Below are 22704 nucleotides of genomic sequence, written 5' to 3'. Positions count from 1 at the left end.
TGTCACGACGACGCCGGCCAGGTTCCGACTCCACCTAGGAGTGCAGGGTTGGGTCGAGTGCAAGCTTGGTAAGTTTGGGCAGACGGGCCGATTGAACTGGCGTTGTCGAGACGGCCAGCTCAAGCACACTGTGACAATGGCAACTATGTCGGCACTGCCGAGGAGCCCTTCACCGAGTTTAGCAAGCTGTTCTATCAGGCGCCACGCTGGCGTTGGTGGTCTACGAAACTGCATGAGTACATCACTACCAACCGTTGATCGGAACTCGGAACTGGCAAGATCGCTTTTCGCGTGTCCGGTTGACGACATGTATGTCCGGCAGTGGCTACCGAAGCGAAGGGTTCGCCGCATGAGGTGTGAGGGCGCATCATTTTTATCCCTCTTGCACTCCCTGACTTTCTGGCACGCTAGTTGCTGAGACATGTGTGGCTCGGCTGCTCGTACTTTCGCGTACCCCCATGAGACAGCCCAGCTTGGCCTAAACTCGCGCGGATGGTTCCTCCCGCCGCCCGCGCGCTTTTCCGTGGCATCGGCCCGCCATCGCGGCGCTCAGAGAATGGTCCGAAAAAGGGTCGAAACGAGCATCGTTCTTATCGCGATCGCGAAACTTGAAGCGACCAGACCATCACCTTGGCCGCCTCCAAAACAGAAGACCCGATCGCGGCGTTGTGCACCTCGCTAGGCTTCGTGGAGATCATCTCGTGACTCGTGAGGAGGCCTTGGAGAGCGGCGTTCCTTTGCCAGCCGCTTTTCTCATGGATGCTTTTCCGCGCCAATGGCGACGCAAAGCACAAATGCTGCATCGCAATCAAAAAAACGCACGCAGCGAACGCAATCACACGTCTAATTTCACCGCCGCGACGGAGGGGTTCGAGCCGCAATTTTGCGCGCGCCGGTGGTGGGCATTCCAGTTTCGTCCGGAGCTAGCGCGCCAACGGCGGAGGCCCATCTGGCGACCCAAGCCAATCATTTGAGAAAGACTAGAATGGCCAGCTATAAGTACGGAAGCTATCTGGAGCAATCTAACAGCGAGGCTTTTGATCAGGATCACGGACCAGGAGCTAAGGCTCCCAATGCCGGCATCTATCGATGCATGGGTTGTCACCGTGAAATCGGCATTGCGTCAGGACACGTCTTGCCCCCGCAAGGACATCATGCGCACACGACGGCCCAAGGATCAATCCGATGGCGATTGCTCGTGTACGCAGACCATCAACCGAAATGATTGTTCAAGATAAAAAGTCCGACGAGAGTCGGACTTTCATCTTTTGACAGTGTGGCTCGGCGGAGGCTACCGCTGCTTTTACAGAGCATTTGGTGGGGGCTTGGACAATCATTCCGAGTTAGCTGAGGGGATTCGTTTCTGGCCGAATGCAAAACGGGCATCACCCGAGCCGAGACACAGCTCGATATCTTTTCGCCTTAATTACATTGAAAGATTCTGTAATCGAATCCGATTCCCCTTCTGCCATCGGGGATACATCGCCTCGATCGAGATGTAGCGGAAAGCGGCTTAGCTCTGTCCACTCTTTTGGCCAGATCGTGCGCCGCCCTTCCAACGAGAGGCGAAGGTTCGCTTCCAGGCAGAACAGATGAGGTGAGCGGATCGCCTGGAGCGACCGCTTAGCTAGTCGCCCGTTGTGCTTCCGGTTTCCGAACCGGCATAAGCATCTGAGATCAGCTTGTAACAGCCACATGCCCTTTGCTCGAGGTTCTTGCGTTCATCAATCTCCAAGACGCCGCGCCTCTTGCGAATCAATTTTTGTGCTTCGAAGCGGATCAGGGTCTCCGTCACCCCAGGCCGGCGCAATCCCAAGACGGACGAAAGGTATTCGTGGGTAACGGGAAGCACATGATCACCAACAGCGTCACTCGCCAGGCACAGCCAGCTCGCGATCCGTTTTTCGCTACCGTGCCGAACCCCGCATAGTCCTGTCTGAGCGCAATGCAAGGCGAGCGCTTGATTATACCGAGAAAGATATTCTCGGACTTCAAGGTGCTCATTCGTCACCCGACGCAAATCCTCGACGCGGATTCTGCGCGCAGCTCCGGCAAAGAGCACCACGTATTGGTGTGTCGAGAGATGCCCTCCGACCAGGAGCGAAGCGCCGGCCGCGGCCCGATGTCCCAGTACCGCCGTTTCAAGGACGCCTCCCGCCGCGACAATCCTGAGCGAGACGAGGCCAGAATCGATGAAATAGACATGGCCAAGGTGCCTCTTCGGCTCTAGCAGCACCATGCGCTCTTTCAGGGCGATCGGCTCAAGGAACTCCTCAATGGCTGCGAAAGCTTGAGGAGAAACTCTCCCCAGGATCTCATTTTGGACGAAAGACCGCGTATTAGGAAGCATCTTGCCAAGCTGACGAAGGACTTGCGGTGTGCCGGCGCTCTGCTTCAGAGCTGCCTGTTCCGTGCTGTCAAGCGTCTCCAAGCACGCGGGCACGTGGTCGGTCATAATGCCGTCCGTCTCCTGGCATCTCGATTTCTGCGGCTATCGCGCTGAATGTAGCGATGTTTCGTTCTTCATTAATGCAATGAATCCCGGCTTGGCGCTCAAATCCCGCTGTCGAGCATCTCTTTTCGCCGGATTCCAACTGCTTGAGGGCTGGTTGCCGCGGTTGCAAAAACGTTGCTCGGAGCAGCGCCAACGACCTACCCTTACGTCGTGGCAACCAGACCTGAGTCAAGCAAAAGCCGCGCCCGAAAGACGGTAATAACCGCCTCTGCCGGTGAGGTGGATCGTCCTACCCTACGGGACCGAGGTTTGCTCAGGCGGTTCGAGTCAATCCTGATCACCGGAAGACGAGTGGTGGTCGACGACAGAGATGCATTTGTGCGAATCGGGCCCCGCCAAGCTGACAAACACCGTCGCAGTCGCGAAATCCAGGCCGGAAGAGAAGGTTCGTCTCTTCAGTGACGTCAAAATGATGGTTGAACAGCGTTGGCCAATCACTGAATGGATCGTCAGGCGCTCGATCGTGTGCAATTCTGTTAGAGGCCGATTGTGTCGACCGCCGCTCATGAGGGTGCTGCAGGCGTCGAGAGGAATCGATCTGATCCTCGCAGAGACATTCGCCAGCGAGGTTGGTGACGCAATTCGTTTTGAAAGCTCGCTTCAACTGGTGGGCTATCTGGCCTGGTGCCGAGCGAGCTATCGACTGGAGCGAGTGTCAGGCGCGGTGGCATCAGCAAAACCGGTAACGGCCCTGTCCGCCACATGCTCATCAAGTGCGCCTCAACCTATAGGCACCCGCCCGAACGGGAGCTATGCTGGCTCGAGCAGGTACGGACGGTGGTGCATGAAGACACAGAGCCGCACGATAGACCGCTATCGGAAGCCGGCCGCGCCGTCAGGCGCGGCAAGTGCCAGCAACGATATTGGATGCGCTGCAATTCTCCCCTTCAGAGTTGGTAGGACGACTACCCAAACTCTTGCCTGTATCCTTTACCCTCAAGAACGAGACTGTCGCGACTAGCGCGCTGCGAGTTGTAAGTGGCAGGTACCCGGAAAGCGATGGTCGTTCGAGATCACGAGCGATATTACGCTTACACGGGACGGAGGGCACCACATTCAAGACCGGCATCCCGATCGAGGCTGCACATGGCAGGTTCCGATAACAATCAACCATTCAAACAAAAAAGATGAAGGAGACGAGAGTGACCACTCAAGACCAAGCCTCCAGAATTCGCGTCCCCGAACATCCTGCTGACCGTATGTTCGTCGATCGCTGGTCGCCGCGTGGCTTCTCCCAGGACCCGATTTCGGAGCCAATTCTGAACACCTTCTTCGAGGCTGCTCGATGGGCGCCGTCGGCGTTTAACTCCCAGCCGTGGCGCTTCCTCTATGCCTTGCGCAGCCAGTCGGAATTCCAGGCCTTTCTTGCTCCCTTGATCGAATTTAACCAGGGTTGGGCACGACACGCGGCAGCGCTGGTCTATCTGTTGTCCCGCAAGGACTTCACACCACACGGAAAGACCAACGCGCAATTTTCACGTACGCATTCCTTTGACAGCGGCGCCGCCTGGGCCAATTTTGCCAACCAAGCGATGGCCGCAGGTTGGGCCGCGCATGGCATGAGCGGATTTGACGTGGACAGGGCTCGCGCCGTGCTCAAGGTGCCCAAGACCTTTGCCGTCGAGATCGCGATTGCCGTTGGGCGCAAGGGCGACGGTGCACACCTGGCGCCGACTCTCGCGCAACGTGAACAGCCGAGCGCGCGTTCCCCTGTCGGGGACTTTGTAGCCAGCGGCTTGTTTCCCGATCGCTTCAAGAGCTGACGCATAATCGACATCGCTTGTTGAAGCCCCCCGGGGCACCCGACTTAACGATCGCCTTCAACTTCCAGTTAGGTGGGACCCTGTATTCTGCGGCAACGCATCAAGCGGGACTTAAGGCCCTCAGGACAACATCGGGCTGACGCCCCCGTGAATATAGCTATGCGGCGCTCCCGGCGAAGAGACGACTGCGAAGGCCATGAACCTGCTAGCAAACTGTCCTATCTACTGGGGTCGACACTGTCCCCGCTTGACGACAGGACCACCAACCAGGCTCCTCTTGAAAACCGCACGCAGCTTGCTCATTCCCAATTGAATGCAAGCTTTCGATCCTCGCAATGGCCGAGAGCTTGCGATCTCCCTGCCAAAACAGGTTTAGTGCGAGGGCTGCGGCACTTCTGCACGGACGTCGCTTACACCTGCGCTCGTGAACCGATTAACCGGCCGCTTGAGGCCCAGGTTGTCTCTTAGTGTTTGTCCGGAGTATTTGGATCTGAATTTGCCTCGTCGACGCAACTCGGGCACGACGAGCTCAACAAAATCCTTCAGTCCGCCGGGAAAGGTTTCCGGTATAATGTTAAATCCATCGGCCGCGCGTTGATCAAACCTATCCACCATGACGTCTGCAATTTCGTCCGGCGTACCAACAACCAAGAGCTGGCCTTTGCTATCCGATATATAGCGGATCAGTTGTCTCCAGCTGAATTTCTCGCGAGCGGCCATCTCGAGGAGCAGCTTTTGACGGCTCTGGATGAAATTTGTCTGCGGTAGCGTCTCGGGAACCAGCGAGTCGAGGTCCGTTGAACGCAGCTCGGTGACAAAGCCCAGTAACCGATCGGCTAGTCCGGTCAGAACGTCGATGTGCACAGCTGAGTGCAGCCTTTCAAGCTTGTCGGAGGCCTCCTGCTTTGTCCTCCCAACGACCGGTACAATGCCAGGCATGACTTGCACCTGATCGTCCTCGCGCCCGAATGCGCGCGCTTTCTCTTTGAGGGTTGCATACTGTCGTTTTCCATCCTCTACGTAGGGGGCGGCGCCGAACACGATCTCGCCGAATTTGGCGGCGAATGCTGTTCCGGTATCAGATGCGCCAGCTTGAACCAATACGGGATATCCTTGCGGCGGCCTTGCAATATTAAGGGGGCCGCGAACTGACAAGTGCTCCCCTCGGTGGTTAAGCAAATGCAGCTTCTTGGTGTCTACGAAAATACCACTTTGCTTGTCGCGGACGAAAGCGTCATCTTCCCATGTGTCCCAAAGGCCCGTGACAACTTGCACGAATTCCTTGGCTCGAGCATAGCGCGTGTCATGATCCGGAAGTTCGCTTTCACCGAAATTCTGTGCTTCGAACTTGTACCCCGACGTAACAATGTTCCAGCCCGCGCGTCCACGCGAGAGGTGGTCGAGCGAGGCGAACAAGCGCGCAAGATGATAGGGCTGATTGTAGGTCGTTGTAGCTGTCCCGATGAGACCGATCCTGTCTGTTTTCATCGAGAGTGCCGACAACAGCGTGATCGGCTCGAACGCATCGTTTCGGCTCGACCGAGCGATCGTGGCCTCATCCCGTTCCAAGACGCTTGGGCTATCGGGGAGGAATACGAAATGCAATGCTGCGCTTTCGGCGAGAGTTGCCAGATCAGCATAATAACCGATATCGACGCCACCGTTTGCCGGCACGCTCGGATCGCGCCACGCTCCTTCGTGAACTCCCGCTTGTGCGAGGTACACCCCCAGCTTCATTTCACCATTGCGTCCCATACTGTCCTCCTGCTGAATTTGACATCCTTGCGAACCGTGCTCAGCTGGCAGGTCCTGCACGTTGCCCTACCAGCCAGCATCACCCTTGCTATGCCGCAACGGCTGCCGGCTCTGCCTCGTCCATTTCGAGCGAAGTCACAGTGGCGAACCACCGCTGGCTCAGCCTTCTTGATCATCTTGAGACATGGCGAGCACATCACACCCTTTGCGCATGCCAAGCTGCAGAGCGGAATCTCAGGTTGACCGGCTGCCGCCTTCGGAAGGTCTCCCCGATCATTTGCAGTATGGAATTCCACAATTCCGAGGAGACCTGACTGGGAATATCATGCCGCCCACGCCAGTAGTTGACATACCGCTCCTCGCTCATCGGTATCGCTTGGCTGGTCGCGAGAAAAATACAGTTCCCGAGGCCAGGATACTGGTTGAGGAGCGCCTCGTAGGTGCCCATCTGGCCGATGAGGGCGGTCCGCGACCGTCGTAGAGCCGGTGCCATGTCGCGTATAAGATTTTCGATTTCGAGCTGAAAGGGATCAGTCTCAAGATCCGCGAGGACGTGCGTTATTGTGAAGAAACCGCGAGGCCGTAGGATTCGCATGCTTTCCCGAAGTGCTTCCGCCGCGTTCGTCAAATGGAATGACAGGCTGTAGCAAACCCAATCTAGCGACTCGTCGGCAAGGGTGGTGTTTTCTCCCGGCGCATTAATCCAGGATATGGCAGGATACGTTGGGCTGCGCCTCTGCCCCACTGCAACCATTTGACTCTCGGGTTCGATCGCGTAGCCGGCAAGACCCATGTCAGCTAACGTATAGGCGATTGCGCCCGTACCTGCGCCGATATCACCGAACACCGGGCTCCCGGTTAGGTGCTTGACCTGGTCGACAAGGACCTGAAGCAGCCGCCGTGAGTAGGGTGGGAACGCAGGATAAAACTCTGCAATTTCGGAAAAGCTTCCAAAAGACGGTCTCTTAACACCTTGCATCTTTGTCTCCACAGCCATTGATTGTTAGAGTGCAATGGCCGCGGCAACTCGCAATGCCCAAATTGCCGCTTGGGCATTACGCCATCGCTCCTGACCTGCAGATGCACTCGTACGAACGATCCTGTCAGCACGTCACCGCCGATGATCCCCTCGAGTTCGCACCATTCCCAAGGGGCTCTTAGCGATCAAGACCAGCTCATCGATCTCCCTATCTCGCGCAGGCCTCCGTTCCCAAATCGCTCGGCGCCACCCCGCGCACAGGAGTTGCCAGATCGATGTTCTGCGTTCTTGATGGAACCATCCAACAGCAGCCTGATATGCTTGCACTCACTGCTTCCAATTAGACGAGCGCTGTCCGCGTGACCGCGTTCCGTTGCGTATGAGTAACCGACGATAAATACGCAACGAGATGCCGTAGGCCGGCACGCGCTGCGAGCATTATCGTCGACAATATAGCCCCGATCACCAGCGGGCTCAGATCGCGGAGCCCTGACGTGGAGGCCTGTCCCGACAAGCGAGAGGCCGCGCTTCATTTCGTCATTGCCCAGCATGCCAACTCTCGCTTGTCAGACCACTACCTCGACTGCGTTCAGTTGGCGAAGCGCTTACTTGTCGAAGCCAGCCTCCTAGCTCAACATGTGAGCGGGCGGCCTCGATCATCGCGTGGGCACGACCGCGATGCACGTCAGCGAGACGGTCCATCACCTCAGCAAGAACAAGGATGCCGAGGCAGAGCAACACAACATCTCTCCACGCCATCAGCCAGCACATCGACCGACACCAGGCGGCGTCAACAGATTGCAATCGATGCCGCATGCTGCACTTCTTTTTGCGAGTGAACACTGAGCTAACCAGCGCTTTGTCGATGACCGGCCAACCCTCCTTACCCGAGAGGTCGCATGCCGCGGCACGCTGGATCAACTACTAGCTTTGGCGGCTGACAACCCACAAGCTGCCAATCATAAGCTCTCTCTGAAGCTCACGGGCCCTGCGGCCCAGCGCTGCAGATTCACAAGACGTTCGAATGTGCAAGCCAGACGCCCATCCTCGATCGGTTGCGATGACGGGATTCCGGCAATTTCCGCAACCAGTTGTTATCAAGCTCGAAGAGGGCGAGAACTCTGGCCGCGAACGGCACTAGCTGCAATCGCCCTCGCGTGCCCGCGTAGCTCTGTATCGGCTGAGCGACTACAACAGCTCATTGCGGACCGCAGCCTGCCGCCATTCCTGCTTCAAGTCCGCCTGGCGATGTTCGCGACGTGTGGCCTGGACGGGACATTTGCCGGATCGCGTCGAAACCTACCCGCATATTGGCCGCTCGAACCATACCGAACCTTGGCCGATAGACGTTAAGACCGGCAATTTTCCGCTGCACTGCGGATGCAGCGACGCTCAGGCGCCAACATCGGACCATGGCTCGCCCATTACTTCACAGCTCGCCAATCCAATCCCGCGCCCGCGATAGCACCCACCACGACCCGACATCGCTCGGAGATGCAGCTGAAGCAACATCGGCAATTCTCGTCTCCTCATCCAAATTGGTACGATTTTTGAATCTTTTGCCTGGCCGCCATAGATGGTCATCACTATCGCTTCGCGAGACCCGACCTATTGAGGGAAGCAAGACGAGCATAATGTCACATCTACGACGCGCATTCGCGTTTCGCGCCGGCTTTCTTACTCCGCAACTAAAGCACCGTAAGCACCGCCCAGGATGAGACGCCAAACGGCGCCTAGCCGTTGGCCACTCGTCCGACACTCAGGAACAATCGCAGCATGAATGCACCTACAAAGCCGTTCACCGCCGATGTTGTCGAAATGCTTTCCTTCCCAACGTTCGTACAAGTCACGCACAATTTGATTGCCGCGAAATTCGATCTTATGAAGTTCACGCCGGCGAAATGTATACTTGATATCGCACTGGCAACTGGACGACTGCGGGCTGACGGACATGTGATTGAAAGCAGTTCTGGCACGTTTGCCTTGGCGCTGGCTATCCTGTGCTCTTTATATGACCTCCGCCTCACGCTGGTTACCGGTCCAACATCTGACGTGGTCCGCTGGCGCCTAGAGAATCTGGGCGCAGTCCTACATACAGTTCACGCCAGCAAGAACTGCGAAGGCGGAATCCAGCAAGCCCGCCTTGAGGTGCTGGCCGGGTTGCGCTCATCGATTCCCAAGAGCTTTTGGCCACAACAGTACACAAATTATCTGAACTCTTTTTCTTACAGGCCGATCGCCGAGCGTGTTCTGCTGACACAGCCAAAAATTGATGTGATCGTTGGTACGGTGGGCAGCGGTGGATCCCTGTTTGGAGTTGCGTCAGTCTTGCAACACGCGAATCCCGATTTGAAGGTCGTCGCTGTCGATCACAATAGAAGCGTTATTTTTGGTGCCCAAGCTCGGCGGATCAGCAAGATGTGCAGGGAAACGTTCGAGCAAATTCTGGCAATGGGAGCCGGAATTCCCATGGGCAACGTAGATTTTGAACGTTGCGACGAGGTCCACTGGGTCCCAGTGCCGAAGATGGTGCAAAAGGTACACGATTTTCATCGACGTAGCGGAATGCTTGTCGGACCGTCGAGTGGTGCCGCTCTTACGGTTGCGGAGTGGTTTGCAGCTCAGGACCCCTCGCGTACCGTTCTGACTATTCTACCGGACCACGGCGTCCGTTATGTGGAAACAATGTTTAACCCTGGATGGTTGAACAACTGGAACGAGGACCTTAGTCGTGATTGGGCAGGGCCAAGAGACATCGCTTCACTACAGGAGGTATCGGAAGGATGGTGCCGATTCATGTGGGGCCGACGCAAATACCGGGATGTCGCCGGGGTCGATCCGGCGCCCCGACCTGCTGGGTATAATCCGTAACGCCCTTTCTACCTGACTATCTCGGTGTTCGGTGCGTGAACTAGCCACCGCGAGGTTTCAAGGCAACACGATGGATCATCCGAACTGATTGCTGCGGCGTCTCCCTGGTCGGTTACCAAGCCGCGTCGACCTCACCAATGCGATTTGCCATGGCTCATCGGATCATCCTCCCGTCGCATAGGCCCACAGGGCCCTCCTCGCCACGGCGTTGCGCAATCCACGTTCGCGCGCCAGCACGTTCGTTGCTCGGAGGCCAGTCTGCAAGCTCGTGCGCTCGCCGTTGGAAATGGTCATGCGCCGCCTCCGGACCTCCAAAACCCATCTGGTATCTCCGTCGATCGGGATATCCTCATTCCAGGAATAGCGACATGAATGAGCGTGAAGGACCGCCAGGATGTTCAATGAACGACCGTTCTGTCGTGTTCAGCACAATCGTGCTCGGACGCTCTTTTAAGGGCTGCCCATCTAAGCTGTTGGTAAGCTTTCAGCGGCCAGTTCCAAGATCCTTCCTCCACATTGGCACGATTTTTGAAGTTGTGGCCGCAAGGCGTCGCAACGGCGCATCCGCAACTTGCCAATCTCGAACAACCCGCAATCAACTCAGGCACCGAATCTTGATCATCGGCTGTACACTCAACTTTCGCTCGGATCCATGAGATCAACTGTTCCTGCATCACTAGGCTACGGTGAGGCTATCGGTCACCATGGAGAGCTGCTTCAGGGCATATTCGAGGACGAAAATGCTCGTCTGCACCGTGGTCTGACATCGCTGCCCTGCCGCGATCTTAAATCTACAGCAACGTTCAAGGCGAGCAACGAAGACGGGGTGACCGTCACTCCAGTGTGTTGTGAAAAGTCGAAACGCGCCGCCGAGCTCGCGCTTGCGAGGTTCGCAAGGATCAGAGTTGGCGGGCATCTGACAATAGCAAGCAATATCCCTGTTGCGCGCGGCATGGGCTCATCGACAGCCGACGTCCTGGCCAGCATCTCGGCCGTTCTCGATTATCTGCACGTCGAAGCAACGCCTGACCGGGTCATGGAAATCGCGGTGAGAGCGGAGACGGCATGCGACTCCACGTTGTTTTCGCAGCAGGCAGTGCTCTTTGCACATCGTGAAGGGATCGTGATAGAGTCTTTTCGAACCTCGCTTCCAGCGTTCGATTTCATCAGCGTCGATGCAGCTCCCGACCAAAGCGTCGATACGCTGGTGTTTGAGCCGGCACGGTACGATTCTTTCGAGGTCGAGCTTTTTCGTCCGCTCCGGAGTCTTATGCGTCGGGCGATCAGGGACGCCGACCTTGGACTACTTGGCCGCGTTGCTACCGCAAGTGCGCTGATCAACCAGAGATTCCTCCCAAAGCCGCGCCTGGACGAAATCCAGGCAATCGGCACTCGCCATGGCGCTGTTGGCGTGCAGGTTGCGCACAGTGGGACTGTTGTCGGTTTGCTGTTCGATCCAGCAAGCGCCAGAACCACCAAGCACATGGATCTAGCGATGCATGACCTGCGAAAGTCAGGCTTCGAGCCATCGATCTTCCGGAACCGAATGACATTTGGAGCAACGATTGGCTAGCCGAGCTCTCATGCGCAAGCTCGAGGATTTCGAGAATCCGAGAATCATCCAGTTGAGAGATGGCCTGTATGCTGCCAGTTTCTTTCTTCTGAAGCTTCTCCCTGCCCGCTTCATCCTTGAGCGGGCCGCGGAGCAGGGTTTTCTCAAACCGGGTGGGCGCATTTGCGCGTCCTCTTCGGGCAATTTTGGGTTGGCCCTGGCCATGCTTGCCGTGCAGCATGGATACAAACTCACTCTGGTGAGCGACCCCACCCTCGATCGGCACCTTCATAAGCGCCTCAGCGATCTTGGGGTGCACCTAGACATCGCCCCAAATCCAGCACCCAGTGGCGGATTTCAGCGCGCGCGGTTGGACAGACTTGCCGCATACCTGAAAGAAACACCTGACAGCTATTGGCCCTCACAGCATACCAACCCGGACTGTCCGCTTGCTTACGCGAAATTCGCAGCCACGCTCATCGACAGGATCGGAAAGATTGACTGCCTGGTTGGCGCCGTCGGGTCAGGCGGTTCGACGTGCGGCACGTCCAAGGCCCTAAGGGTACTATTCCCCGAACTGCATGCCATCGGCGTTGATGCTCCAGGATCCGTTCTGTTTGGGCAGCCCAGTGGCCGACGATACTTCAGCGGGCTGGGAGGTGACACCCTACCCTCCAATCTCGACCACAGACAGTTTGATGAGGTGCATTGGCTGACGGCGGCAGAGGCAGTTCACGCAACTCATCGGTTACACCGGGACCATGGATTATTCATGGGCCCCACCAGCGGGGCTGCGTTTAAGGTTGCGAACTGGTGGTCAAAACTGAATCCGGGCAAGAGGGTTGTTGCCATCTTCCCGGATGAGGGCCATCGTTACACTGAAACCGCCTATAACGAAGAATGGCTGTCCGCCATTCCTGAGTGGCCGACGTCAGCACGCGAAGAGCCACTGGCTGTCACAGCCCCCACCGAAAACCTGAAGGGCTGGTCCTCTTATACCTGGGGCAGGCGGGCACTTGACGAAGTGCTTTCCAGACTGGTCGACCATGCTCCAAACCATGCTCCAAGACGCATAGTCCAGTCTCTCCTCGGTTCGGCGATCTAAGGCCCGGTGGATCGTATCGACATGGCACACCGTAAATCGACCAAAGCTATCCAGGACACCTGCGTTGCAGCCCTGAAAGCATTGTCTCACTTTGATGAGGCGACAGTCACGCATTTAACCCTTTGCCCCGAGCAGGAGCAGTTTGTAGATCCGATAGAGTTAGTGTTCTCCGAACTTCGAAGCAACTCTTGTCCCGAACTAAAGCACCCGTTCTCGATCGTTGCTGGCAACAAGGTCGTCGGCTTTTTTGTGCTGCGTGAAAGGACGGCTGTACCGGAGTGGGCACCACCAGACGTGATTACTTTGCACGGCCTCCGTGTCGGCCCAGCATACCAAAGCAATGGGTACGGTATGGCAGCAATGAGACTTGCGGTTCAATGGATCCTGACAAACCGACCATGCGTCGATCACCTCATGCTCGCAGTGAATGCCCGCAATGGGACAGCTAGGAACCTTTATTTGAAGTCTGGCTTTCGTGACACGGGCGCTACCTACCTCGGCCCGGTCGGCATCCAGAACATTCTTGAATATGAAATGCGCTAGAAAATGAGGAGCATCGCTGTCTTTTCGGCTTTCGACAAAAGGCAGAGCAGAGATATCGGATGGCCATCATAGTTGATGAGGCACAAGCTTGCTTGAAGCATAGCGATTTAAGAAGCTTTGCTATGGTGCATCGCGACCGTCCGCTGCGCCATTATTTCTATGGCTGCGCGGACATTCGAAAGCAATGCGAGCTGGTGCGTCGACTACAATGTTTCCTTTTTGGATTTGGTGCTTTCCGGGGCCTTGTCTGGTTCAGCAGGAACACGGACCAGCTTCCGAACACTTCCTTAGTTCCACCGCGACGAGCGCGTCCCGATGACGCTCGCATCGACGCCCGTCACGAATCTGTCCGATTCGTCTTGAGCTGAGCTGCTGTACGGCGGGGAGTACATGAGCCAGAGAAGCATCTCAGGTTCGTTTGGTCAATTTCTGGGAGTCTCCCAATGCAGAAGACGGTTACCGGTTTGCTGCATGAAACGGTCAGACAAGAGATCGCGCGGCGAGTGATGAAAAACGAATACAAGACAGGGGAGCCTCTGCCATCGGTCGCGGCATTGGCGGAGGAGTTTGGCGTAAGCGCAATAACGATCAAACGTGCGCTGCGCGACCTTCAATCCACCGGCGTCCTGCGTACCGTCTCTGGGCTTGGAACCTTTATACGGGAAAGGCACAGGTTCATTCGCGACGTCAATTTCGGCTTCACATCACCCAAGGATGAGCAGGACGTTGAGTGCAAGCCGCGCATTCAGTTGAGATCAGTATCAAGAGAGGCGATCTGCCATCCGTCGTTTAGCGAGTTTGGCGCACCTACTGGAACAATGCTGTGCCTACGAAAGGTAATATCGGCCGATGGCATACCATTAATATTCGATACTTCGTACTTTCCACTTTCCTTCGACCGAGTGTTCGATGAATTCGGAGACGAGCTTGCCTGCGAGGCACTGCACGGGTGCGGCGCGAACCATGGAAAGATAAGCCTGCTTATCGATGCCGCACCAGCGTCGGAAGAAGCACAGCAGGCATTCGGGATTCCTAATGGATATCCCACCCTGCGACGGCTTTATGAACTTACGACCATAGAGCCTGCCTTCACGGTATTTGGAATTTCCGAATCGCCATTTGACCGGCTGGCATGCTCGGTACATCTGAACAAAATAGACGAAATCCACGCGCCAACGCAGAGGTCTTGAAAGCTGCGCCAAGTCTTCAGCAGGAACAGAGCTGGCAAGGTCCCGCCGCCTATGCGGACCTGTCGCGCCGGCCGATGCAAGACGGACAGCGGCCGTTAGCCAGGCCCTGCCGGTGCATAAGCCTCGTCGTAAAGCACCTCGTCGTAAAGCACCACGTTCTTTGGTCCTAAAATCGCGAATGCAACGGACCAAAATACCGATGATAAAAATCCAGGAACCGCGGAGCTTCCCTGGAGGGATCGAGGCGTAGATTTGGACAACGTGTGATAAGCGCCTTGAGGCTCTCCCTTACTTCGAGCCTCGCCAGATGCATGCCCACGCAGACCCTCGGGCCTACGTTAAATGCCAGGTGATCGGTCAAACGCGGACGTCCCAAATCGACGATATGCGGACATGCATAGTGTTCGGAATCTCGATTTGCGGCTGCGTGGAGAAGGCAAATCGTATCGTCCTTTTTGATCGTCACGCCGCCGAGCGACACGTCACGATTGGCAACTCGGTAGCGAAATTGAACCGACCCAAAGAGCCGGAACGTCTCTTCGACAAACGCATTGAGAGAACCTTCCAGATCGCCTGTCACTGCGGCTCGCACCGCGGAATTGGTCAAGAAGAGATAAATGGCGTTGGCAGTCGCATTTGCCGTGTTCTCGCCGGCGCCGAGCGCCAACTCCCTCACAACTCCCAGCACATCATCTACCGCGACCTCGCCGCAATCTTGCTCGGCTTGAGACCAAACCAAGCTCACGAAATCGCTGCCGCGATTGTTCTTTCGCTCAAGGATACGAGGCAAAAGAATTCCATTCAATTCCTTACATGCCAGCTGGGCCTTCCTAGTTAGATCCTCGCCCGAATACTTCATACCGATCCAGGCCACAATGTCCCTGTGCCACCCAGCCATATCGTGGAGAAGCGCATCGTCGTTCCAAGGAAGTCCGAAAAGGCTTGCCATGACCTTACCGGTTATCGGTTCACAAAATTGAGAGACGAGTTCGGCACTTCCATTGTCGGCAAAGCGATCAATGGTTTCGTTGATGATCGGGACGATGTGCTGGTCACGATATTTCGGCATGGCAGACGGTGCGAGAAGCTTGAGGTAGACCCGACGCATACGGGCGTGCCTCTCTCCCATAAGCGCCGAAAGCCCCTCACCTCCTCTGATCTCGAACACCAATGGAGGCGCGTCGGCGTAAGTAATTCGATATGCACTCTCGTCCGATTCAACCTCCTTGCAGAGGTCATAAGTCAGGATCAGCCAACAGTTCATACCGGGATCCCAAACGACCCGCCCCCTCTCCCGAAGCAGATCATAAGTCGGAAAAGGATCCTTATCGGCAAGTGACAGCATGGACCACTCTGCAGAAGACTGAGGAACGGTGGCAACGCCCATATCAATTCCCTCTTCGGAGCATCAAATCAACATTCAAGTTATACCCGGCATACCGACAATATCAACGTCATTCAGTTTTCCAGATCTTGGTGTCGGTAGAGATTACCCTCTCCTTTCACTGCAAATTTGACAATAATAGACTTGTCGATGGCGCGAATAGGCCGCAGTATTTGCAAGCAATGACAAGATTATGGACAGTATTTATAGGTTGGTAGTGGCCGGCCTTCTATTGGAACGTGCAACGGATTGCAGACCGCTTAGCTACTCTACGCCAATAGCAGGGCCGCCTGCTCGGGCGGATGGAGCGTCCCGCTCAAAGCCAAGCGACTCTCCAGATCCTCACTGAAGAAGTCGTGAAGTCCAGTGAGGGCGGCGGCGAGGTTCTGAATCGCGACCAAATCCCAGATCATCCATTGCCCGCCGACTTTGCATGGATATTGGGGCCCGGCCGCCGGCGGACCTCCATGTGGAAGGCGCGGTGGAAATGATCCTCGATGTCACTGAACACTACGCTGCCGATCTCACAGCCAAGCGTCTCCATGTCTGGCACGCAGCGCTCTTTCCCTACCGGGGCGAAGCGGCATGATGAAAATCGTTGTCGGCGCGTGGCGTACTGCTGAAACCGGTCGGATGCAGGTGGTCTCAGGCCCAATCGGGCCCGAGATCGCGGCCTGGTTGGTAGTGATGGAATGGAGATTGCCCGTGAAGAATGCGCCCAGTGCGGCAGCCGATCCGGCGAATGACGTCCAATACTCTCCCCGCGCAGCTATTCTTTGCCGCGCACTGAAGTAAACATTTGAATTGACTCACTCTTTTTCCAATCTCTTGAGCCGGAGACTGGCTCGGCCAAGAGTTGGTCGATCAAGTTGCGGTGCCACACCAGTCCAACGCTGGCATTGTTTTCATCGTCGAACAGTCTTCCAGAATAAATGCCCATGAACTCCGAGACTAAGATGTTGTCGGCGTGAATGGAGCCATCCCCGTGTGCTGCAGGTCCAAAGACCCGCGCGAAAACTGGAGAACCTGACATACCCTTTGAGGTCCGACTATCGATCAGGAACGCCGGTCGCATGTTCCATGGGACGATAATCTCACTTGCGATACTTCCCCGCTTCCAAATGGGAAATGGCACAGGATAGGCGTTCGTGGTTTCGGGCAGTGCGTGGCCCAGCACAAAAATCTCGCTTCCGGCAAAGTGATATAGCCTTGGGTAGGTATAGTCGTTGACGCAAAACACGTCTCCTCCGCCCAATTTCTCTGTCACGTCGAGCGCCACCACGTCGACATTCCACTCGTAAGCCATCGGGTGCTGAACCCAATATGGCTTGTGAAAATCTTCAAAGAGCGAAAGATTGATGTCCGGCACGGTCATACTTCGCCAACCATCTGGTTGGGACGCTCCCTTTACGAAGTACCGCAATACGATGCGCTCCGGTACCCAATGATTGCCTATAGCTTTTCCATCCATCAAGTTGAGGCCGGTCACCACATGCCAATTCGTGATTAGAAACACCTTCTCTGAACGCCGCCAAAAAAATCCGGTTGCCTGTCGCGGCGCATCGCCTACGCCTTTCAAATCCAAGAAGCACGCCGAGAGCGAAAGAGAGTCAAAACGAGTAGCATAGTCCGGCAGAGTCATTTGCATTGGTCTGAAGTCCTACGTTTCTTCTATTGTTCGCCCGGCCATCAATACGACGGTGGACCGCATGTCGAAATCCTCGCTGGCCTCAGTGCAACCAGATGGCTGCGCTCGTAGGATAGCCCAGCAGCACCTTTGAGTGGTCCTTGCAACCCAAGTCGCGCTCGAGCTCATGGATTGGTGTCGTCTCGTTCGACGCATGATATCGAGGGCTACAATCTGATGTGTGTCGCAGTCGATCCGTAACCAGCCTCCGGGTGGGGTCGCCATCGCGCGCGCGGCGACTTGGCAAGGTCGGCGGTATCGGTCCAATCGATGCAGTTGTATTTCCTTCTTCACGATCTTCAGGGGCGCGATCGACGAGGGATCGGACAACATCCGCAGCACAATTGCGGAGCAGGCGCATCGAACAGCGATTTCTGGCCTGGCAACATCTGGATCCTTAATCCGGGTCAAGGAGCTTGTGCCGCCGAACGAGGGCCGTGGCAATTAATCTGTTTAAGGCGAAGCGGGGTTTTCGGGGTGTTTCCCTGTGGGTTGGTTCGCCTGGTTAGGATCTGTATCATCCCATTTGCGATTCAGGAAGTTCTCCACGTCATCGAAACCGCCATGTTCGATGTAGGCGTGAATTTTTGGCAAGATTGGCTTTGGCGGGGCCCAGCCTGCCTCACCGGACAGAACTCCGATCCAATAACCAAGGTATGGATAGACGTCATCCTGCTCGACCAGTTTGCGCTGGATGGCGCGTTCAAACTGTTCAATGTATACGAAGAAGCCATCGAGGCTATCGAGCATGTGGAGCTGCTGAGCGCTAAGCGGCGCCTTCCCCAGTGCACTGTCAATCGCGTTGCCCAGCTCGTCGAAATTGTACGAATAGCGTTCATATTTTTCGCCGCACTTGTAAGTTATCTCGCGTGGATCGCCCTCGAGCATCCAGCGCGCATTCCTGCAATCCTCGTTCTCCGAGAATTCCTTAAAGAGCTTCGCTACAAATTCGGTCTTTTTCCAGTTCTCGGACCGCACATATTGACCCAGCGCGATCGCAAAGACCACGACCGCTCCGAGGGGAGCGGCGGCGCTCAAGCCGTGCAATATATACTTCGACCAAACCCGCGCATCTTGGATAAGCTGATAGATGAAATCCACGTGATCGCCCCCTACCTCTACTTCAGTCCTGATCGCCAGGGAACGTCGTGTGACACCAAGGTGAAAAAGCCTTGCCTCCCGGAGCGGCAAGAGCGTGACGCTCCAATTGTAATGTCGCGCAACAAGGCCGATGCTGTTCGAAGGGCCCCTCGATCGTAACTCCGGCGGCGCAAGCGAACACCGGAGCGGCCTGCGCCAATGAGCTGAAAGCAAACGGACCGTATCCGCCCCCACAATCGTCGCTGCCGGCGCATATCGCGCCCCGCTACTGCAATGCGTTGTTCAGGAGTTTCGCAAGACGTGCTCCCGCGATAGCCGCCCGTTCATTCGCAACCGCCTTCGCCTTTCGCTTGTACGTGTCGGTCATGGTGAACGGCCCACCGCCAACACCGATCGGCGGCTTGTAAACGTCGCTCTTGGCCAACTCAAAACTTTCCACGATCCAGGCGTGGACGTCCTCATTGGCGGCGCTCCCGGCCGGCGCATCGTCGATCTTTCGCGCTGCATTGATCGCCGCGCGCGTGCTCGTTCCCGCGCCAAAAAGATTGTCCCAGAAGGCGTGCAGTTCGTTCCTGCATGGCCTTTCACACAATTTCACGTCGTTGCCGCCACGATCACCATCCGGCAAGTCCCGGGTGAAGCGCGAGGTCGCGTGTAGGGGCTGGTGCACGTCGCCGACCAGGTGAAGCAGCCAGACGAGGTCATACGATCTCACGTCATCGGAAGCCTCCGAGGCTAGCGCATCACGAAAGACAATAATCTGAGTCTCGGCATTAGGCTTGGGCCCGTCATGCGTCTGGGTGTTGTCCGGCGAGAACGGAATATCCTTGTAGTGCCAGTAGCGATGCATCAATTTGTCGCGGTATCCAATGTTACGCGCAGAATCCGGACCTGACGGCTTCTCGCCGTCATCTGTGTAGTCGTTCTTTTTCTTGATGTCGTCGGCCCATCCGGCGGCCCGGGCGAAGGCGGCCTTGCTTTTCTCGCGGCCCGAGAAGCCCTCAACCCAGCGATCATAATCCGGGTTCAGTCTCAGAAGCTGACTGGCCCTAGCCTTGGTTGCGGGCGTCAGCTGATCCCAGGCGATCGCCGCTATCTCCATATGGCCCCGGAGATTCCACGCGGAGGCGTCACCGGAAAATAACAAACATATTGCAAATGGGATCATCGCAATGGCCTTCATCGCACTCTCCAAAAAAGTGATCGGTTTTGCAAAATTAGCTGATAATCGGTCGCTGGATGGTAGGCACACGCACTCCCGGCTTCGGCCACGCGGCCGAATGCGAATGCATAAGACCCGCGCCTTGAGATAGCGCCGTCCAGCCAAAGGTTGTATAAGGCGCTATATTCGCCCAGCACCAAAAAATTACAACCACGGATTTTTTCATGAGGCCGATATGCCCCACGCCTCGACATCGATTATTGCCGTGCGCAGTTTTTGCTTAGTACGTTACGTACATAGACCAGCTGGCACGTTGCTCGCTTCGGCGGCTGCCCTCCTCCTCGGTCTGTTTGCGCCAAACACGGCCATCGCCGACGACACCCGGCCGGTTCACGGCGCAGTACAAGCCAAGAACGGCAAGAAATCAAAAGACGTGAGCGGTATCGCCTGCGCCAGTCCTCTTGGTTTTCCGCGCACCTGCCTCGTCATCGACGACAATGCGCAGGCGGCGCAGCTCGTGAGAGTGGAGGATGGCGAGATTCAGGCTGGCGAGATGATTCCGCTCATCGACAACCGCTTCAAAGGTAAGGCACTCGAGCTCGACGGCGAGGGCGTCGCCTACACCGACGGGTTCTTTTACGTGATCGGTTGGCACGGCCGTCCCCGCGACAGTGAACACAAGCTCGGCAAGAAAGAAACTGCGGCGCGGATCGCAGCAAGCAGCCAGATCGTACGCTTCCGCCCGGAGGGCAGCCACGATTTGTCTGTCGTCGAAAGGCAGGGAAAACTTCGCGCAATCATCGATCAGGAGCCGGCCCTGTCGAACTATCTCGATCGCAGGCTGGAGGACAATGGGCTGACCATCGAAGGCGTCGCAGTCAGCGAACGGACAAATCCTCGTGGGGTTCCGCGGGCCTTCATTGGCAAATGGCCGCGCCGCCGTCCTGTCAGTAGCCGTTGACGCCATATTCGGCAATGCGACCGCCAGCGCCCGTCTTTACCGCTTGCCTTTGGGAGAAGGCCAGGGAGTCCGTGACCTCGCCGCCTTCGGCGATGGCGTCCTGGTGCTCGCAGGGCCGACCACAAGCGATCCCGGGCGGTATGCGATCTATTGGTGGGATGGGGAGAGCGAACACGCAAAGTTTCTCAAAGATCTTGCCGGCGTCGTGGGAAAACCGAGGAACGCGCAAAGCCGAAGCCATTCTGCCACTGGATGAGAGCCCGTCCGGTCTGCGCGTCCTCATCCTGTTCGATGGCGAAAAGGAAGGGGCACCGGTCGCCCTGACGATCCCGCGACCCTGACCTTTTACCGCGAAGGATCCCGCGGCACGAACCGGTGAGGAATTGCGCCAGCCTCGACAATCGCAACCGACCCACCTTATTCCGGAAGACGGAGGAGCGAATGACCGACACCAACTGGACAGACTCTATGAAGGAACAGGGCGCTCAGCCGCGGCGCGACCGCTCGCACTTGCCTCCGCGTACGATGGCAACATTGATTATTGCTCTCGCAATGATGCTGTCCTTCGCAGCGGCTCATGACGCAGTTGCACAACCACAAAGGCCCCTTGTCTTTGTCCCAGGTATCCTGGGCTCGCGCCTGGTCGATGATAGCGGCTCGGTCATTTGGGGTGACCGCAACTCATATCTGAATTTTCCAAAGCTCGAAATAATGCCTTCAAGTCTCGTAACCTCACTACACTGTGACGGTCGTCGAATCGAAAGCATCAACGTTCTTGGTCCGTTTTGGACAATTCATCAATGCAATACACTCCACCATCTGCATAGTCTCAGGTAAACCGAGCCGCACGGCATGGCCGCGCTTTGACCACGGCGCTGTGGCCGCGTTCCGCCGTGCGTATCCTGCCCTGCGTCTCATGGCCGAGGAAGAGGAAACACAGCTTGCCGCTCTCGAAGACACTATCAATCCCTTAAAATCGACAACGATTCCGAGGAAGCGGTGGCCGAGGCCGAGCGGCTCAAAGCCCACATCGCTGTCTTGCGCGGCGACGATGTCTTCTCCGGACGTGATCGCGCGCGCGGGCGAGGTCGTGACCGAACCGTGACGGGACGCTTCGCATCGAGCGCGGCTTTGTCCAGCCGGTGGACAACACCCGAACCTCCAAGGCGAAGACTGACAAGCCCGACACGGGGCGCGAATGACGGATCGACTGGCTCAGGCGTTCGCGAGCTTCTTGAGTTCGTCGCGCAAGACATTCAGGGAGCCCATCGCGGTGTTGAAGTCTGGCTTGTCGCCATAGACCATATCGCGCTGGAATTGCGCGAAGCCATCCACGAAGACTTCGTCCTTGGGAATGCCGTCGATCGCGCGCAAGGTTTCGCCAAGCCGGTCTTTGGCCCAGGCGGGGAAGCGGTTGCCACGCTCCGCGGCATCGGCCTTCATGACCTCAAGCGGCAAACCGGCGACTTCCGCCGCGTCGTATTCACCGCGAATTTGATGAATGTCGTCGATGTGCCGCACCAAGGTCGGGTCGCGCGCCGTGCGCAGACCCGCAAGCTCCGAGCCCGCCCGCCACGTCAGCGCGACAAGCTTTTCGGCGGCCGTTTCGAGCACAGAGGAGCAGGCAAATTTTGCGACTTCGGGCGCGCGGCCATAGGTTTCGGCCACGAAAGAACTGATCGGCTTGTCCACCGTATCACGCCGCAGCGGATTGAGTGCGGCCTCGATCCGCACATCGGCGCGCAAGACTTTGGCTTGCGCCAAGAGCTTATAGGGCAACATGTACTTGGTGTACGTTCCCTTATATATCGACACCAAATACTTCTCGTCCTTGGGGGCAAACTCGAAACCCGCTGCAAGCAGCGCGGCGGTGATATCGCCACGTAGCTTGCGCAAGGCCCCGCGCGAGGGATTACCAGGATGAACGATCTTGAGATCGACATCCTCCGACATCCGCTTGGTGAGCTTGTAGGCGCGGCTCAAGGCCGTGCCGCCGCCGAACACGAGGCGAAACTCGCCCGTGTCGATGCCCGCAATCGCGGGCCCACGCCTGGGCGACGTACCAATCCTACTCAACCAGCCCCGGACTCGGGAGCTTGAAGTATTCCTGCACTTCCAGCAGCTCTTCGAGGGTCG

General features: G+C 56.8%; 18 protein-coding genes and 1 pseudogene. 10 read left to right on the top strand and 9 right to left on the bottom strand.

Going from position 1 to position 22704, the window contains the following annotated elements; translation table 11 throughout:
* Positions 1–1627 precede the first annotated feature (1627 nt).
* Positions 1628–2455: a Crp/Fnr family transcriptional regulator gene (locus AAFG13_RS36825; RefSeq protein WP_342709935.1), complete on the bottom strand. Its 828-nt coding sequence runs from the start codon at positions 2453–2455 to the stop codon at positions 1628–1630.
* Positions 2456–3014: 559 nt separating this feature from the next.
* Between AAFG13_RS36825 and AAFG13_RS36820 the strand changes: the two are divergent.
* Together AAFG13_RS36820 and AAFG13_RS36815 are read left to right on the top strand one after the other, a co-directional pair.
* Positions 3015–3259 (top strand): annotated as a pseudogene (locus tag AAFG13_RS36820) (IS110 family transposase); the annotation flags it as partial.
* Between the two features lie 455 nt (positions 3260–3714).
* Positions 3715–4278, top strand: a complete 564-nt coding sequence (locus AAFG13_RS36815) for a nitroreductase family protein (RefSeq protein WP_342713478.1) — start codon at positions 3715–3717, stop codon at positions 4276–4278.
* A 372-nt stretch (positions 4279–4650) separates the two neighbouring features.
* Here the strand turns inward: AAFG13_RS36815 and AAFG13_RS36810 are convergent, their stop codons facing one another.
* Positions 4651–6033, bottom strand: a complete 1383-nt coding sequence (locus AAFG13_RS36810) for an LLM class flavin-dependent oxidoreductase (RefSeq protein ID WP_342709934.1) — start codon at positions 6031–6033, stop codon at positions 4651–4653.
* A 196-nt stretch (positions 6034–6229) separates the two neighbouring features.
* Positions 6230–7012 (bottom strand): class I SAM-dependent methyltransferase, encoded by a 783-nt coding sequence (locus AAFG13_RS36805; RefSeq protein WP_342709933.1) that lies wholly within the window; start codon positions 7010–7012, stop codon positions 6230–6232.
* A 1776-nt stretch (positions 7013–8788) separates the two neighbouring features.
* Between AAFG13_RS36805 and AAFG13_RS36800 the strand changes: the two genes are divergently transcribed.
* Positions 8789–9883, top strand: a complete 1095-nt coding sequence (locus tag AAFG13_RS36800; RefSeq protein WP_342709932.1) for a pyridoxal-phosphate dependent enzyme — start codon at positions 8789–8791, stop codon at positions 9881–9883.
* Positions 9884–10045: 162 nt separating this feature from the next.
* Here AAFG13_RS36800 and AAFG13_RS36795 read toward each other — a convergent pair whose 3' ends face one another.
* Positions 10046–10177 (bottom strand): hypothetical protein, encoded by a 132-nt coding sequence (locus tag AAFG13_RS36795; RefSeq protein ID WP_342709931.1) that lies wholly within the window; start codon positions 10175–10177, stop codon positions 10046–10048.
* A gap of 277 nt (positions 10178–10454) precedes the next feature.
* Between AAFG13_RS36795 and AAFG13_RS36790 the strand changes: the two genes are divergently transcribed.
* From AAFG13_RS36790 to AAFG13_RS36775, 4 genes are all read left to right on the top strand, one after another.
* A complete protein-coding gene (locus AAFG13_RS36790; protein WP_342709930.1) occupies positions 10455–11456 on the top strand; it encodes a GHMP kinase in 1002 nt (333 codons plus the stop codon).
* 10 nt (positions 11457–11466) lie between these two features.
* A complete protein-coding gene (locus AAFG13_RS36785) occupies positions 11467–12540 on the top strand; it encodes a cysteine synthase family protein (protein ID WP_342709929.1) in 1074 nt (357 codons plus the stop codon).
* Positions 12541–12561: 21 nt separating this feature from the next.
* The gene (locus AAFG13_RS36780; protein ID WP_342709928.1) at positions 12562–13083 is read left to right on the top strand and encodes a GNAT family N-acetyltransferase; all 522 of its coding nucleotides are present in this window, start codon (positions 12562–12564) and stop codon (positions 13081–13083) included.
* Positions 13084–13526: 443 nt separating this feature from the next.
* Entirely contained in the window at positions 13527–14273 is a 747-nt protein-coding gene (locus AAFG13_RS36775; RefSeq protein ID WP_342709927.1) for a GntR family transcriptional regulator, read from the top strand.
* Positions 14274–14439: 166 nt separating this feature from the next.
* Here AAFG13_RS36775 and AAFG13_RS36770 read toward each other — a convergent pair whose 3' ends face one another.
* Positions 14440–15660, bottom strand: a complete 1221-nt coding sequence (locus tag AAFG13_RS36770; protein WP_342709926.1) for a cytochrome P450 — start codon at positions 15658–15660, stop codon at positions 14440–14442.
* A gap of 299 nt (positions 15661–15959) precedes the next feature.
* On the opposite strand from AAFG13_RS36770, the gene AAFG13_RS36765 reads away from it, so the two are divergent.
* Positions 15960–16148 carry a hypothetical protein gene (locus AAFG13_RS36765; RefSeq protein WP_342709925.1) on the top strand — a complete coding sequence of 63 codons (189 nt, stop codon included), beginning with the start codon at positions 15960–15962 and terminating at the stop codon, positions 16146–16148.
* A 278-nt stretch (positions 16149–16426) separates the two neighbouring features.
* Here AAFG13_RS36765 and AAFG13_RS36760 read toward each other — a convergent pair whose 3' ends face one another.
* From AAFG13_RS36760 to AAFG13_RS36750, 3 genes are all read right to left on the bottom strand, one after another.
* Complete coding sequence (locus tag AAFG13_RS36760) at positions 16427–17305, bottom strand: hypothetical protein (protein WP_342709924.1); 879 nt, start codon at positions 17303–17305, stop codon at positions 16427–16429.
* Between the two features lie 492 nt (positions 17306–17797).
* Positions 17798–18445 carry a hypothetical protein gene (locus AAFG13_RS36755; protein ID WP_342709923.1) on the bottom strand — a complete coding sequence of 216 codons (648 nt, stop codon included), beginning with the start codon at positions 18443–18445 and terminating at the stop codon, positions 17798–17800.
* Between the two features lie 265 nt (positions 18446–18710).
* A complete protein-coding gene (locus tag AAFG13_RS36750) occupies positions 18711–19628 on the bottom strand; it encodes a S1/P1 nuclease (protein ID WP_342709922.1) in 918 nt (305 codons plus the stop codon).
* Between the two features lie 214 nt (positions 19629–19842).
* On the opposite strand from AAFG13_RS36750, the gene AAFG13_RS36745 reads away from it, so the two are divergent.
* The gene (locus AAFG13_RS36745) at positions 19843–20568 is read left to right on the top strand and encodes a DUF3616 domain-containing protein (RefSeq protein WP_342709921.1); all 726 of its coding nucleotides are present in this window, start codon (positions 19843–19845) and stop codon (positions 20566–20568) included.
* Positions 20569–21009: 441 nt separating this feature from the next.
* Positions 21010–21405: a hypothetical protein gene (locus AAFG13_RS36740; protein ID WP_342709920.1), complete on the top strand. Its 396-nt coding sequence runs from the start codon at positions 21010–21012 to the stop codon at positions 21403–21405.
* 378 nt (positions 21406–21783) lie between these two features.
* Here the strand turns inward: AAFG13_RS36740 and AAFG13_RS36735 are convergent, their stop codons facing one another.
* Positions 21784–22572: a nucleotidyl transferase AbiEii/AbiGii toxin family protein gene (locus AAFG13_RS36735; RefSeq protein WP_342709919.1), complete on the bottom strand. Its 789-nt coding sequence runs from the start codon at positions 22570–22572 to the stop codon at positions 21784–21786.
* Between the last annotated feature and the right edge of the window lie 132 nt (positions 22573–22704).

Origin of the sequence: Bradyrhizobium sp. B124, from assembly GCF_038967635.1 — a bacterium.
Lineage (GTDB): Bacteria > Pseudomonadota > Alphaproteobacteria > Rhizobiales > Xanthobacteraceae > Bradyrhizobium.
The sequence above is the reverse complement of the archived record's forward strand: the minus strand, read 5'-3'. Positions and strand labels throughout refer to the sequence as shown.